Here is a 15,608-nt window from a genome sequence, read left to right on the forward strand (position 1 = left end):
CCACTTGAGGATTGTTTTTGGGTTAATATTAAATCTTTTAGCCGCTTTTTCTATGCTCTCTTTACTATCACGGATCTCTCTACGGATTGCCTCCGTTGTTCTGGCATTTGCGTGTAATACTTGTCCCATAAGCTTTTTCTCCATGCATTATTATCTTCATAATATATACCATAACTCTCTGGGATCAAACATCTAGATATGCGGTTTTCAAAACAATCGTTGCGTTTTATGAACGGAGATAAATTTTCTTTATGAAAATTTTTAATAGTCTTGTTAAGAGAAAGGGTATGCGATAAATTAATTTAGAAATACAATGCTAAAATTCTGCACTGCAGTTAAGCTAACTAAACTATCCTTTGAGCTAAGAGAGAAACGATGAATTACAGAGAAGTGTTAGTGGTGGGGGGAGGGATCATTGGATTTGTGAGTGCCTTGCGGCTTGCTTTAGAGGGAGTATCATGTGTCGTTTTAGAACGCAAATCTTTGGGGTACTGGAATGAAGGTTTACGCTATTTTGCTGTGGCACAGGATGTCATACAATGGCTTTCTCATTGGAAAATTGTAGATTTAAATGGATTTTGGCCTATCCATAATGCAGCCTTGCGTATGGATACTATGTCTAATGAGATACAATTTTCCTGTAAACAAAGCGAAGAACCACGTTTAGGTGTCATGATTCAAGAGAAAGTTTTGATGGAAATGCTCGTCACAAGGCTTCAAAAGTTTTCTCATGTTTCTCTTTTTTTTTCCAAAAATTTACAACGAATATGGAGCGATTCTGAGTATGTATATGTACTAGATAAAGAAAATTCTTTATATCGCGGTAGATGTTGCATTGCAGCAGACGGGAATAAATCCTGGGTAAGGTCTCAATTAGAGAATAAGCCCTATTACTATGATTTTGGTCAAATTGCTTCCACTGGTGTGGTTCAATTTCAAGGGGATGCGCATACTGTATGGGATTTTTTCTCCAAGGATCAATGTGTTGGTATTTTGCCTTTTTCTTACCAGCAAGCGGCGTTTATTTTGATGGGATCGTCTCGAAAAACTATTCCTTCTCAAGAAAATGCTTTTCAAAAAAACGGATTTTTTTCTCTTCTAAACCGTGGATTACGTGATAAGATAAAAATTTTAGGATTAGATCGTTGGGATGGACAATACCCTCTTACTGCAGGACGATGTAAATACGAAACTCATGGATTAGTTTTATTTTTAGGAGATGCGCTGGAATGGATGCATCCTCTTATGGGGCAAGGGATGAATTTAGCCTTACGGTATGCATCAAAATGGTTAGATGCTTTACCCGAAGCGCTGATTTCCGGTGTATGCCTTCAAAAGTGGTTACGGGGGCATAGACAAAAAAATTGGCAAGGAGGATTAGGGGTGAATGTGGGGGCAATCGCGTTACAGGGAACTGTTCGATCTTGTGTTTGGAAAGCAATAACCTGGGGAACGCTTTGTCCTGGGGTGTCTAAATGGTGCTTAAAGCGCGGTCGGATCCCTTTCAGAACCCTTTAAGTGTTTAAAAAGTTACAATAATGCAACGCTTTGGTAAAAAGCACTTTTTAGACTATAAGTTGCGGAGTGCAATAAATATTTTGTGTAGAATGGTCTCGTGAAAACGTAATGAGTAGTGTCGTGAAAAAAAAATTAAAGATCCTTTCAGTAGTAGTTTTAGCTTTAGCTTGTAATGCAAAAGCAGCAGATCTCGTTCCCTGTTTTACTCCTGGCTTTTATTTTGGTGTGGGACTCGGTGTTTCTAGTTCCTATAATCGGTTAAGGGGGAGTCAGGGTTTTGATCTTCAAGGCCGCGGGAATCTTCCTGTTAGTGTATACGAAGAGAATGTGGGGAATGCTATCGGCGCTCAGACTGCTTTTTATTATGGTACGAATAATATTTCTCCGAGCGGTTGGGGAGGTCCTGGACTTACGATTTTGCCAGAGTTGGGCTACAGTTACCAAGTTCCAAAAAGTAGATTTGTTATTACTTTTTATGTGAATGGTGGTGTTGCAAAAAGTAACCAAAATGTAGCGGTTCCAACCATAGTAACAGATACAGCAGCGACTCCAGTAGGGGGTGATATACCCGTTGAAGTGATGAATTCTTACATGCGAGTCTCCACTAAGGGAACTGTTGGATTAGGTCTGAGTTTCGGATTCTCTTCCGGTGCAAATCATTACTATGTTAAAACTGGGTGGAATAATATGAGCGTTGCGATTGGGCCACGATATAATACTATGCCCGTTAATGAGGTTAATTTGGGAGCAACAGGGTTACCCGCAGATCCTACCGCTATGGTAACCGTTAAAAATGTTACAAAAAACGTCAGTGGTGTAACTTTCGGAGTCGGGTTTGATCGTCAGATTACTCAGTCCATGTCTCTAGGATTTTGCGTGACGGCTTTGAATACTGGTGGAAGCAAAGCCATACGTTTGAGACCCGCAAATTATATTCCTAATGGAGCGGCTTATGACACCCCTGTGATTACAGTGCGGCCTTTTGTAATGGCGGCCACTGTAGTCATGAAGTATGTTTTTATGCCTAAAAAGAAATAAAACATGAAGAGTGCAGTCACTCTTTGGGGAGCGGGACGTTTTTCCGCTGCCCTTGTTTCGTGTCTATGTTACAAAAAAAACCAAATTTATGTATGGACTCGAGAAAAAAGCTCTTCTTCGTGTAGTGCTTCTTTGAGCAGTTTTCTGGTTTCTCTTAGAAGTGCTGCGGAAAGTTCAAAAATTTGGATTTTTTGTGTTCCTGCCCAAGCCTTACGGTGCTGCTTAAGGCGTATTAAAGAATCCACTCCTGTTCATCCTCGGGTTATTGTTTTAGCATGTAAAGGAATAGAAACATGTACTGGATACTTGATGTCAGAGATTGTAGAGCAGTTTTTTCCTTCCGTTTCGCAGGTAGTCATTGCTGGCCCTAATTTTGCATCAGAACTTTTGGCTCAACATCTTTCTGGAATTACGTGTGCAACCTACTGTAAGCAATCTTTTCGTGAAGTTTCTGAACTTTTTGATGGGTCTTGTGTGCGCATTGAATATTCCAGTTCCATGCATTCTATTAGCGCTTGGGGCGCTCTAAAAAATATTGCTGCACTGGGTGCTGGGCTTTTGGCTCAGGTGACGTGCAGCAAGAATACTCAAGCTACGTATTTATCTCAAGCTTTTTCTCAATCTGCTCAGTGGATTTCCGCCCATATTCCAGATCATAACAAGAGCGGTACATCAATGAGTGCGCTAACCTATGGGGGAATTGGAGATTTTTTCATGACTTGTACCAGTGAAGCATCTCGTAATTTTTCTTATGGTAAGCACTTTGGCGATGAATCTTGCACTAAAACGCTGGATTTGACAGAAGGTATTGCGTCGTTGGGCGGTGTTTTACTGCGTAATGAACGCTATTGTATAGAGTTAAATTTTGCAAAAGCCATTGAAAAAATCTTACAAAAGAGGGTTCATAAAAAAGATTGGATCCAAGTACTGCTTAATATAGGTACAGTGTAAAAAAGAGTCTGAGTAAGAATAAGATCAGGAGTTTTATTCTGAGGATAATACGCTAGAACTAGACTGGGGCTTTACCCTCTAAAAGAAATACTGTATTCTTTAAATTAAGACAGAAAATAGAGTAGTGTAATATGATTATTGTACTGATGATTTTTCACATTATTGTGACACTTTTTATGGTAGGAATTATTTTACTTCAAAAAGGGGAAGATTTTGGAGCAGAATCTGTTTCTCTTCGTGGACCAGGAGGGGGGAATAGTGTTTTTACTAAGCTTACTGTGATTATGGGGGCTATTTTTATGGGAGATTGTTTATTAATGGCGGCTTTAGTGCGTTTAGAATCAAAAGTAAGTAAAGTGGTCTCTGTCAGTGAAGAGGAAGTTCCTGGATCGCTTTTAAAAGGGAGAATAAAGAAAAAGTAATAGCTTATTTTTTCAGATAAAAAACGATTTTAAGGGGTTTTAGCACTTGACGTTTAAAAAAAAATATTTTAATCTAGATTTGATTAGAGAAAAGTAGTTAAAAAATGCTCCATTGGTATAGGCAAGCTCACGATTTTTTACTGAGCGTGTTTACTGAAGTAAAGCGTGTTGAGTGGCCAAAACGTGGTGAGGTTGTTTTTAATGTAATCATTGTTTTTATTCTTGCGCTTATTTTTTCTATATTTTTCTTGGTTGTGGATCAAATGATTATTTATGCGTTGCGATTGGGATTAGGCTATGGCTACGATTGAAGCGCTGCACTGGTATATTATTCGTGTAGTTTCCAATGCAGAGACGCAAATTGCTTTAGAAGTAGAAAAACAACTCAAGGATGCCCATCTTTGGCAAGATGTCTATCAGACTTTGGTCATAACAAAAAAAGTAGAGGTTGTACGACGTGGGTTACGCCAGTATGTAGAGGAAAAAATATTTCCAGGGTACGTATTTATTCGTGTCGCTTTGAATAATTCTGTGGGAGATGTGGTGCGTAGTACCCCAAGAGTTTTGGGATTTCTTGGAAGTGATACAGGACCTCAGCGTTTAGGGGATGAAGAAGTGGCAGGCCTTATTCAGCAAGCTACTACACTGACAACCTCTCCTCCCGTTGCGCATTCGTTGGAAGTGGGGCAAATGGTAAGGGTCTGCGGAGGATTGTTCTCTACTATGGAAGGAATGATTAAATCAAAAGATCCTCTAAAACAACGTGCGAAAGTTTCCATTTCTATTCTGGGGCGTTTGACTGCTGTGGAATTGGGATTTGATCAAATTGAAATCATTGAGGAGTAGTAAATGAGCGTAGTTTCAAAAGAATCTAAAAAAAGAGTTCCCGTGCGGACCATTCGACTAAAAATTGGTGCTGGCCAGGCAACTCCAAAGCCTCCAGTAGGGCCAGCTTTAGGACAGCATGGATTAAATATTCAGGATTTTTGTAAGGCTTTTAATGCGAAAACTGATCACTTCGAGAAAGGTGCTCCGGTAAAAGTACTTATTGATGTTTACGGAGATCGAAAATTTGAGTTTCGTGTCACCAAGCCAGTAGCCAGTTATTTATTGAAAAAAGCTGCCGGAATGGCAAAGGGTAGTAGTACTACTGGAAAAGAGAAGCCTATCGCTACATTAAGTCGTGCACAACTAGAGGAGATTGCGCTGTTTAAGATGGAAGATATGAATGTTTACGATATTCCCTCTGCAGTACGAACACTAGAAGGTTCTGCACGTTCTTTAGGTATTGAGATTAAGGATTGATAAGGAAATTATGAAACGTCACACAACAAAAAGACTACAGATTAGAAATGAAGGAATTGATTTGCATGCGGTGTATTCCCTGTCTGATGCCATTAATTTGCTTCAGGAAAGAGGAAAGCCGGGGAAAGGAGGCGTAAAATTTGATTCTAGCGTTGAATTTGTTTTCAAGTGCAATGTAGATACCACTAAAAGTGACCAAATGATTCGAGCGCTTATTCCTCTTCCTCATGGTACGGGAAAGACTTTGCGTGTAGCGGTTTTTGCAGAACATGGAGAAGCCCAAGAAGCTCGCATGGCAGGAGCGGAAATTGTTGGCGGAAAAGATCTTATTGAGGAAGTAAAAAAAGGAAATATTAATTTTGATTTTTGTATCGCAACGCCTAATTTAATGTCAGAAGTAGGAACTTTGGGACGTATTTTAGGACCTAGAGGATTGATGCCTACTATGAAGACCAATACAGTCACTAAGGATGTGGCGCAGGCAGTGAAAAACGCGAAATTTGGGCAGGTGGAAATTAGACCTGAGAAAGCTGGAATTGTTCATGGACTAATGGGAAAGCTTAGCTTTTCCCCTAATGCACTAGAAGAGAATTTTTTGCACGTTTATGAAGCGCTACGCAGATTACGTCCTGGAGAGAGTAAGGGAGAGTTTGTTAAGAAAAAAGGAATCTCTAGTACAATGGGATTTTGTTTGTTTGTAAAAATTTAGCGTTTAAGGGACTTGTATTAAATGAAAAATCATGATCTACTGTACGTTGATTACGTGCATGGTTTGGAGAATATATGGATCGTTTAGCTAAGAGAGAGTGTGTCGATCATTTGCGCCAAAGCGTATACCAGAGCCCGTGTATACTGGTTGTGAGACATTCAGGGTTGAGCTCAAAGTACATTTCAACCTTTAGAAGAAGGGTGAGAGACGCTGGGGGTAGCTTTCAAGTTGTAAAAAATACTCTTGCAAAAAAAGCACTGGGGGAGGATGCTGAGTTTTCTAAAGCCTTTCGCTTTTCTACTGCAGTCCTTTTTTCCAAGGACCCCATAACTTTATCAAAAGTTTCTGTCGAATTTGCTAAAGAGCAAAGAGATCGATTCCAAATTGTTTTGGGACGGTTAGATGGGGTGTTGCTTTCAGAGTCTCAGATTATTGAATTGTCTTCTTTGCCTTCTTTAGAAGCATTACAGACAAGCTTATTGCGTGTTTTTAACGGGGTAGCAAGTCATTTACTTTCAGTTTTTCAAACTCCAGCGCAGGGTATGGTGACGGTTTTAGGTGCGCGCTAGAAAAAAAATAAATTTTAATTTGAACAAGGGGATTTAAAGTTATGGACGCAAAGTTATTAAAAATTCGTGAACAGTTGGATACGCTAACCATTTTAGAAGTGTCTGCTTTAGTAAAAGCACTAGAATCGCATTGGGGTGTTTCTGCAGCCGCTCCTGTAGCTATGGTAGCTCCTGGAATTTCTACCGCTGGTAGTGCAGTGGAAGAGCAGACAGAGTTTAAAGTGATATTAAAAAGTGTAGGCGCTAAAAAGTTAGAAGTAATCAAAGAAATTCGTGCGGTTACAGGGCTTGGACTAGGAGAAGCAAAAGCTGCTTCTGAGACGCCAGATTTTGTGGTGAAGTCAGACATTTCCAAAGCGGATGCAGATAAAATTGCTCAAAAGTTTAAAGATATTGGTGCTGCTGTTTCTGTGGAGTAGGTTCTTTCTGTGTTTAGATAAGAGACGATATTCCTTTCTAGGGTGCAAAAAAAAATTCTAAACTATGCACCTTTAATAGAGGGATATCATGCAAATCTTTTCTTCATTGGTATGGTGTTTGTAAATTTTTCTGATAGGTCGTTTTACTTCCCTTCATTACTTTTTTGTCTTGAATGAATTTCATATCTTTCGAAAATAAAAAAGATTAAAAAATTTACTTACTTTAGGGAGAGTTTATGGTAGACCATGGGTCATTTGGTTTGGCTCCGAAGCGGCTTCGGTATAGTTTTTCTCGTTTTCCAGAATTTATGGAAATTCCTAGCTTAATAGAGCTGCAAAAGCAGTCTTATGATGATTTTTTACAGAAAGATACCCCCTGGAATAAAAGAAAGCGAGAGGGCCTTCAAGGTGCTCTTATGAGCTTCTTTCCTATACAGGATTTTTCGGAGCGTACTCAACTTGATTTAGATTATTATACGTTAGAGCTTCCTAAGTTTGATCTTGATGAAGTTCGTCAAAAGGGTTTGACCTATGCATCCTCTTTGAAGGTACGCTTACGGTTGACGCTTTTTGAAGTGGTGGACGGAGTGCGAAATATTAAAGAAGTTAGAGAGCAGGATACCTATTTGGGAGATATTCCCATTATGACTCCAGAAGGAACGTTCGTAGTTAATGGAGTAGAGCGTGTTGTAGTTTCTCAAATTCAGAGGTCTCCGGGAGTATTTTTTGATAAAGATATTGGTCATCATGGCGTAAAAAATTACGTAGCGCGTGTTATTCCTTTTCAAGGAGCTTGGATTGATTTTGAATTTAGTCCAAAAGATGTTATGTACGTTCGTATCGATCGAAAGCGTAAATTTTTGGTCACAACACTTATGATGGCGTTGGAGTCAGACCAGGCAGGCGACTCAGAACAAGATCCTTGGTTAAAACCAGGAATGTCCCGCGTTGAAATTTTACATCGGTTTTACGAAGTGGAGCGTTGGATTTTACAGGACGATGGATGGACTTGTGATTTTAATCCTAAAGGATGGCATAACGTGGTCTTGACACAAAATTTGACAGATGCAGATTCTGGAGAGATTGTGGCTAGAGTAGGCGAACGCTTAACCCAAAGATTTTTGTCTGGATTACAAAAGAAAAACATTAAACGAGTTAGGGCAGATATCAGCCAAATTATTGGTCGTTGTCTGGCCAATGATATTTTTTCTTTAGAAACCGGAGAACTTTTTGGTCAAGCAGGAGAGGAAATTACAAAAGAATTTTTAGAAAAAATTTTGCATACTTCTTGTAAATCAGTTCAGTTACTTTCTATGGACCACGTAAGTAATAGTGCACCTTTATGTAATACATTGCTGGCAGACAAAAATGCATCCCGAAAAGAAGCGTTGGAGGAGATTTATAGTATCCTTCGTCCTGGAGAACATGCTACTTTAGAGGTAATGTATACTTTCTTCCAAAATTTGTTTTTTAATCCGGAGCGATATAGTTTGGCGGAAGTGGGTCGTTTAAAAATGAATGCACGTCTTCCCAGATTAAGCTCTCCGCTTTCTCAAACCTGTTTGTGCAAGGAAGATTTTCTTGAAATCATTCAGTATTTATTAGAGCTGAAAGAGGGGAAGGGGTTTGTTGATGATATTGATAGTTTAGGTAATCGTCGAGTACGTTCCGTTGGAGAGCTTTTGGAAGCGCAGTATCGCTCTGGATTACTGCGTATGCAACGAGGAATCCGCGAGCGTATGAATTCCATTGATCTTGAGCACGCTATGCCTAATGATTTTGTTAATGCTCGTGCTATTTCTTCTGTAATTAAAGAATTCTTTGGAACGTCGCAACTTTCTCAGTTTATGGATCAAACGAATCCACTTTCTTCTGTTAACCATAAACGACGCTTATCTGCATTGGGTCCGGGGGGGTTGAGTAAAGAGCGTGCGGGGATTGATGTGCGTGATGTAAATCCCAGTCAGCACGGAAGAATTTGTCCTGTAGAAACACCTGAGGGGGGAAACATTGGGTTGATTAACTCTATGGCAGTGTACGCGCGGGTTAATAAATATGGCTTTTTAGAAACTCCTTATCGACGGGTTGTGGATGGTCGGGTAACACAGGATGTTGTTTATGTTTCCGTGATGGAAGAAGAGAATGCTTATGTTGCTCAACCCGATGCAGAGGTAGACGAGGCAGGATACTTGAAGGGAAATTTGGTTCGTACTCGCAAAGCGGGAGAATATGTATTGGTTCCCGTAAAAGATGTTAACTTTATTGATGTTTCTCCTAAGCAAATTGTTTCTGTGGCGGCAGCATTAATTCCATTTTTAGAAAATAACGATGCTAAGCGTGCCTTGATGGGGTCTAATATGCAACGCCAAGCCGTTCCGTTGATGAAGAGTCAAGCTCCTTTAGTAGGAACGGGCTTGGAAGCTTTGGTGGCAAGAGACTCTGGTGCCATTATTCATGCAAAACGTAGTGGTGTGGTGGATAATGTAGATGCTCGGTGTATTGTGGTGATTCCTGATGATCAAGAGGAAGGAACTTTAGTAGATATTTATAAACTTATTAAATTCCGTCGTTCTAATTCTGGAACGTGTATTCATCAAAAACCCGTGGTCAGTGTAGGACAGCGAGTTATGGAAGGCAGTATTATTGCAGATGGATGTGCTATGGATCAAGGAGAGCTTGCGCTAGGGAGCAACGCACTGGTCGCTTTTATGCCTTGGTACGGGTATGGATTTGAGGATTCTATTGCCATCTCTGATCGATTGATCAAAGACGATACATTTACTACTCTTCATATTGAAGAGCTAGAAGTGGTAGTTCGGGATACTAAACTGGGAGCAGAAGAGATTACTCTTGATGTTCCCGGAGTCCCAGAAGAAATGCTCGCTCGTTTAGACCAATCTGGTATTATTCACATCGGAAGAGAAGTGGAGCCTGGAGATATTTTAGTAGGAAAGGTTAGCCCTCGGGCGGAAACTGCTCTAAGTTCTGAAGAAAAGTTGCTCCGTGCCATTTTTGCAGATAAAGCATCGGATGTCAAAGATAGCTCCTTACGCGTTCCCTCGGGAATGCGAGGCGTTGTGTCCGATGTGCAAATTTTTTGTCGTGCAGGGGTGGAAAAAGATGAACGCGCTTTAATCATTGAGCAGCAAAAAATAAATCGCCTGATACGAGAAAAAGATATCGAAAAAAATATTCTTGAACGCATTATGAAGGCTAGTACTCAAGATTTGACGTTAGCGTACCAAAAACGTCTTGGTCTTGAAAAACCATTGTGGACCACGGTGGTGGAATCGGGAGGATGGCGAACTTTTTCTTTGGATCCTAAAAGTCCTGAAGGAGCCCAACTAGAGGCTTTGCGTGAAAAATATGCAGAAAATGTCCGAGAGTTGGAGACTGTATGTGAACAAAAAGTAAATCGCGTCAGTCGAGGGGATGAATTACCCGCAGGGGTTTTAAAGGTTGTGAAAGTATTTTTAGCGGTGAAGCGTAAATTACAACCTGGAGACAAGATGGCGGGACGTCATGGAAACAAAGGTGTTGTTTCTGTTATTGTACCCCAGGAAGATATGCCGTATTTGGAAGATGGCACTCCCATTGATATTGTTTTGAATTCTTTGGGGCTCCCCTCTCGTATGAATGTGGGACAAACCTTAGAAACTCATCTGGGATGGGCTTCTTTAAACTTTGGTAAAAAGGTTCATGAACTTTTAAAGCAGGTGGTTTTTATGGAAGCTTTAGAGGGCGGACTCTGTTTGCGGGAAGGACTTTCCAATGTGTATCAAAAGCCAGATCTTGTGAGCAAGATTAAGGAAATGCCTTTAGAATCTTTAATGAAATTGGCTCACGAAACCAGTAAAGGTATGCCCATGGCAACACCAGTCTTTGAAGGTGCTAAAGTTGCAGATATTGAGCGTTTGTTTCAAGAATTGGGAATCGATTTATCGGGCCAAGAACGTCTCTATGACGGAAAAACAGGAGAGCCTTTTGATCGTCCTGTAACGGTGGGGATTATGTATATGTTGAAGCTTGACCATTTGGTAGATGATAAAATTCACGCACGTTCTGTGGGGCCTTATGGATTGGTAACGCAGCAACCTCTTGGAGGAAAGTCTCAGTTTGGAGGCCAAAGATTCGGAGAAATGGAAGTGTGGGCTTTACAGGCCTATGGAGCGGCAAAGATTCTTTTAGAGATGATTACAGTAAAGTCCGATGATTTGGATGGAAGAATGGCAATGTTTAAGTCAATTATAAAAAATATGGAATCTTCTGTATCTACCCTTCCAGAGTCTTTTAATGTCTTGGTTAAAGAACTCCGAACGTTATGTTTGAACGTAGAGTATGTGCAAAAGAATGAAGTTAGTTCTGTTGCAGTGTAAAGGAGAGCTTTGGGTATGAATATAGAAAAAAAAATTGAATTTTGGTCAAAAAATCAACACAATTCTCCGGAAGATCCTCAGGAATTGGAACATTTTCTCCATTTAGATCAGGAGGATGATAAAAAAGACTCTTCGGTGGATCCTGTCTTATTCACTGCTGAGTCCTCTGAAGACGTAGCGGATATTTTTGAAGATTTGTATCCCCCCATCTCCTATCGTCCAGGGACCGCAACTGATTTTGATGGCATACGTATTTCTATTGCAAGTCCTGAGCAAATTCGCTCATGGTCTTACGGGGAAGTAAAAAAACCGGAGACCATTAATTATAGAACCTTTAAGCCAGAAAAAGACGGTCTATTTTGTGCACGCATTTTTGGTCCCATAAAAGATTATGAGTGTTTATGTGGAAAATATAAACGCATGAAGTATAGAGGCGCTGTGTGTGAACGGTGTGGTGTGGAGGTGACTCAAACAAAAGTACGACGAGAGCGCATGGGGCATATTGAACTGGCCTCCCCCGTGGCGCATATTTGGTTCTCTCGTTCTTTACCTAGTCGCATCGCTACTCTTCTGGACATGACCATAAAAACACTGGAGCGTATTCTGTATTTTGAAGGTCACGTTGTTTTAGATCCAGGATTGACTCCCCTTGCTTATGGAAGGGTCTTGACGGACAGTGAGTACAATAAATTTTGCCAAGAATACGGAATTGGAAATTTTGTAGTGGGGTCTGGGTCTCAAGCGCTTAAAGAAATGTTGGCTAGCTTAGATTTTCAAGAAATACGCGATCGACTCCGCGCGCAACTTGATGGATCTGTATCAGAGTTTAAACGCAAGCGTATTATAAAACAGTTGAAACTTGTAGAGGCTTTCGTAAGTTCTGGTACGCGTCCTGAGTGGATGATTTTGGATGTTATTCCTGTTATTCCTCCGGATTTAAGACCCTTAGTTCCTCTGGATGGAGGAAGGTTTGCTACATCCGACTTAAATGACCTTTATCGTCGTTTATTGAATCGAAATAATCGTCTTAAGAAATTGATGGAAATGCAAACTCCTGATGTCATTATTCGCAATGAGAAACGGATGTTACAAGAAGTGGTTGATGCATTTTTTGATAACGGACGCCGAGGACGTCCTATTACGGGTACTAATAAACGACCTTTAAAGTCTCTTTCAGATATGTTGCGGGGAAAACATGGGCGATTTCGATCCAATCTTCTGGGAAAACGTGTAGATTATTCGGGACGTTCTGTCATTGTAGTGGGGCCAGAACTAAAATTAGATCAGTGTGGATTGCCTAAAAAAATGGCTTTAGAATTGTTTAAGCCTTACGTGTACGCTAAACTAGAGCGCTATGGTCTTGCAAGCAGTGTCAAAGTTGCAAAACGTATGGTAGAGCGAGAACGGCCAGAGATTTGGGATATTTTAGAAGAAGTAATTCAAGAGCGTACTGTGCTTTTGAACCGTGCTCCTACCTTGCATCGTTTGGGAATTCAAGCTTTTGAACCGATGCTCATTGAAGGTAAAGCCATTCAACTGCATCCTTTGGTGTGCGCCGCGTATAACGCGGACTTTGATGGAGACCAGATGGCGGTACACGTTCCCCTTTCTTTAGAAGCTCAAATCGAAGCACGCGTTTTGATGATGTCTACAAATAATATTCTAAGTCCTGCCAGTGGTGAACCGGTGATTGTTCCCAGTAAAGATATGGTCTTGGGCTTATATTATTTAACCTTGGAGCGTGCTCAGGAGAAAGGAGAGGGAATGATCTTTGCCTCTTTTGCGGAAGTATTAATGGCTCTGGAGAAAAAAGATATTTCTCTCCATGCGCGTATTCAGGCTAGAGTGGAGGCGCTAAATAACGAAGGAAACGTGGTATATACTCGTCAAGTTACCACGCCGGGCCGCTTGATATTTTGGGATATCGTTCCTAAACACGCTAAAATTTCTTTTGAATCTTTAAATCGTAATTTAAGTTCCAAGGAAATTAACGAGCTTATGGGACAGGTGTACCATTTTTGTGGCGGTACAGCGACTACTATTTTTGCCGATGCTTTGGTAAAATTAGGGTTTAAGTATTCTACTTTAGGGGGAATCTCTTTTGGAAAAGATGATCTTTTGGTTCCCCCGGAAAAAGATTTTTTGGTAAAAGAAACTGAAAAATTGATTCAAGAATATCATCAACAGTATTTGGAAGGATTAATTACATTTGGTGAGCGATACAACCGTATTACTGATGCCTGGACAAAATGTTCTGAGGCAGTGGCGCATCATATGATGGAACATATTTCTCAAGATATTCCGGGTAAGCCTTTGAACTCGCTTTATCTCATGGCGGTTTCTGGAGCGCGGGGTGCCAAAGGACAGCTTAGACAGCTTATGGGAATGAGAGGATTGATTGCCCGTCATGACGGTACTGTTATTGAACATCCCATTATTTCTAATTTTAAAGAAGGATTACGATCGGATGAATATTTTAACTCTATTTACGGGGCTCGTAAAGGCTTATCCGATACTGCGTTGAAAACGGCTAATGCAGGATATTTGACCCGTCGGTTGGTGGATGTTGCCCAAGACTGCGTGGTGCAAGAAGAAGATTGCGGAACCTCTGAATTTATTGAAATGCATGCCTTAGACGATATTTCTGGTGTGGGGCCGTCCCTCAGAGAACGTATTTTTGGTCGTACATTGGCTCGAGATATTACATTTTCTGATGGGACAGTACTTGCTAAAGGAGTACTACTGGATCAAATTCTTATTGGTCGTATCGAAGCAGATTATATTCATTCCGTTGCAGTGCGCTCAGTCCTGAAATGTAAAGCAAAGTATGGAGTATGCACTCTATGCTATGGCCGAAACTTGGCTCGAGGAGGCCTTGTTATGCGGGGTGAGGCAGTGGGGGTTATCGCTGCGCAGTCTATTGGTGAACCCGGAACTCAGCTTACTCTGCGAACTTTTCACTCGGGAGGTACAGCGCAACGCGCTTCAGAATCTTCTTCTCTTGATGCTCGTTATGCAGGAGAGGTGATGTTTCGTCAGGAAAGTACCGTGGTGAACCGATATGGTCAGACAATCGTGGTGGGCCGCTCTATGGAGCTGGTGATTTTGGATTTTACCCGAAAAGGTCAAGAGCTCATGAGTTTTCGTCTTCCTTACGGTGCAGTACTTCTGGTCAATCAAGGGGCTCATGTTGAACAGGGAGAGCGCCTAGCGGAATGGGATCCTTATAACCTTCCTATTATTGTAGAGCAAGAAGGAGTTATTCATTATACAGATTTGATGGAAGGCATTTCTTTGAGAGAGGTGTTAGATGATTTGACTGGAATTACGCAACGTATTGTTGTGCCTTCTCGTTCTTCTGCAAAAGGAAAGGAGCTCCGTCCCACGCTTGTACTCAAACCTTACGATACGCTGCGTTCTGAAGTACGGTATTCTTTATCTGTAGATACGGTGGTGCTTGCAGTAGATCAGCAAGGAGTTAAAAAGGGGGATGTCATTGCAAGACTTGCAAAAGAAGCCTTTAAATCTCGAGACATTGTTGGAGGATTGCCCCGTATTGTGGAGCTTTTTGAAGCAAGGCGTCCAAAAGAGCCGGCCGTGATGAGCCGTTATTCTGGAGTGGTAGCCTACGGTAAAGATCAAAAAAATCGAAGAAAATTTTCTGTAATTCCTCATGATCCCCAAGAAAAACCTGTAGAGTACACTGTGCCGCAAGGGCTTCATATTCTGGTTTACGAGGGAGATCGCGTAAATAAGGGAGACATTCTGGTGGCAGGGAACATGGTTCCTCATGATATTTTATCAATTTTGGGTGTTGATGCTTTAGCCGAGTTTCTAATTCAAGAAATCCAGATGTTGTATCGATTACAGGGAGTACGAATTAATGAAAAACATATTGAAGTTATTTTGAGGCAAATGCTTCAGCGTGTAGAAATTCAAGAGCCCGGGGGAACTTTATTTTTGGTAGGGGACCACATTACTCTTGAAGAGTTGAAAAAAGGAAATCGTGCTGCACTACGGGAAGGAAAATTACCTGCCCAAGCTGTACGCATTCTCCAAGGTATTACAAAAGTATCTTTACAAACAGATTCCTTTATTTCTGCCGCCTCTTTTCAAGAAACGACTCGGGTACTGACGGATGCAGCGGTTCACGGGAAAGTGGATACTTTAAAGGGGATGAAAGAAAACGTAATTGCAGGCCGTTTGATTCCTGCGGGAACTGGTTTATTTGAGCGCTTGTTGCGCCAAGAAGCCCGTGCGCGGGATCAAAATTTAGCTAAAAACGTTAATGAGTAATATCC

Annotated in this window: 12 protein-coding genes and 1 pseudogene; 12 read left to right on the forward strand and 1 reads right to left on the reverse strand. The window is 41.0% G+C overall.

Annotation, left to right across the window (positions count from 1 at the left end; all coding sequences use genetic code 11):
- A pseudogene (locus HCUR_RS09535) lies at nt 1-129 on the reverse strand (IS481 family transposase); the annotation flags it as partial.
- A gap of 246 nt (nt 130-375) precedes the next feature.
- Between HCUR_RS09535 and HCUR_RS02510 the strand changes: the two are divergent.
- The 12 genes from HCUR_RS02510 (at nt 376) to rpoC (ending at nt 15,603) form a co-directional block, all read left to right on the forward strand.
- Entirely contained in the window at nt 376-1,518 is a 1,143-nt protein-coding gene (locus tag HCUR_RS02510; protein ID WP_104206595.1) for an FAD-dependent monooxygenase, read from the forward strand.
- Between the two features lie 120 nt (nt 1,519-1,638).
- The gene (locus HCUR_RS02515) at nt 1,639-2,556 is read left to right on the forward strand and encodes a hypothetical protein (RefSeq protein ID WP_165780667.1); all 918 of its coding nucleotides are present in this window, start codon (nt 1,639-1,641) and stop codon (nt 2,554-2,556) included.
- A gap of 3 nt (nt 2,557-2,559) precedes the next feature.
- A complete protein-coding gene (locus HCUR_RS02520) occupies nt 2,560-3,507 on the forward strand; it encodes a hypothetical protein (RefSeq protein WP_104206597.1) in 948 nt (315 codons plus the stop codon).
- 131 nt (nt 3,508-3,638) lie between these two features.
- The gene (gene secG / locus HCUR_RS02525; protein ID WP_104206598.1) at nt 3,639-3,929 is read left to right on the forward strand and encodes a preprotein translocase subunit SecG; all 291 of its coding nucleotides are present in this window, start codon (nt 3,639-3,641) and stop codon (nt 3,927-3,929) included.
- A gap of 104 nt (nt 3,930-4,033) precedes the next feature.
- On the forward strand, nt 4,034-4,240 hold the full coding sequence (secE, locus tag HCUR_RS02530; RefSeq protein WP_104206599.1) for a preprotein translocase subunit SecE: 207 nt from the start codon (nt 4,034-4,036) through the stop codon (nt 4,238-4,240).
- The gene (gene nusG / locus HCUR_RS02535; RefSeq protein WP_104206600.1) at nt 4,227-4,775 is read left to right on the forward strand and encodes a transcription termination/antitermination protein NusG; all 549 of its coding nucleotides are present in this window, start codon (nt 4,227-4,229) and stop codon (nt 4,773-4,775) included. Before secE ends, nusG begins: the two co-directional genes overlap by 14 nt.
- Nucleotides 4,776-4,778: 3 nt before the next feature.
- Complete coding sequence (gene rplK, locus HCUR_RS02540; RefSeq protein WP_104206601.1) at nt 4,779-5,234, forward strand: 50S ribosomal protein L11; 456 nt, start codon at nt 4,779-4,781, stop codon at nt 5,232-5,234.
- A gap of 10 nt (nt 5,235-5,244) precedes the next feature.
- Nucleotides 5,245-5,943: a 50S ribosomal protein L1 gene (gene rplA, locus HCUR_RS02545; RefSeq protein ID WP_104206602.1), complete on the forward strand. Its 699-nt coding sequence runs from the start codon at nt 5,245-5,247 to the stop codon at nt 5,941-5,943.
- Between the two features lie 74 nt (nt 5,944-6,017).
- A complete protein-coding gene (gene rplJ / locus HCUR_RS02550) occupies nt 6,018-6,512 on the forward strand; it encodes a 50S ribosomal protein L10 (RefSeq protein ID WP_104206603.1) in 495 nt (164 codons plus the stop codon).
- Nucleotides 6,513-6,553: 41 nt separating this feature from the next.
- Nucleotides 6,554-6,931 carry a 50S ribosomal protein L7/L12 gene (rplL, locus tag HCUR_RS02555; protein WP_104206604.1) on the forward strand — a complete coding sequence of 126 codons (378 nt, stop codon included), beginning with the start codon at nt 6,554-6,556 and terminating at the stop codon, nt 6,929-6,931.
- 236 nt (nt 6,932-7,167) lie between these two features.
- Nucleotides 7,168-11,307, forward strand: a complete 4,140-nt coding sequence (gene rpoB / locus HCUR_RS02560) for a DNA-directed RNA polymerase subunit beta (protein ID WP_104206605.1) — start codon at nt 7,168-7,170, stop codon at nt 11,305-11,307.
- 15 nt (nt 11,308-11,322) lie between these two features.
- Complete coding sequence (gene rpoC, locus HCUR_RS02565) at nt 11,323-15,603, forward strand: DNA-directed RNA polymerase subunit beta' (RefSeq protein ID WP_104206606.1); 4,281 nt, start codon at nt 11,323-11,325, stop codon at nt 15,601-15,603.
- Nucleotides 15,604-15,608: the final 5 nt, after the last annotated feature.

Source organism: Holospora curviuscula, assembly GCF_002930195.1.
Taxonomy (GTDB): domain Bacteria; phylum Pseudomonadota; class Alphaproteobacteria; order Holosporales; family Holosporaceae; genus Holospora; species Holospora curviuscula.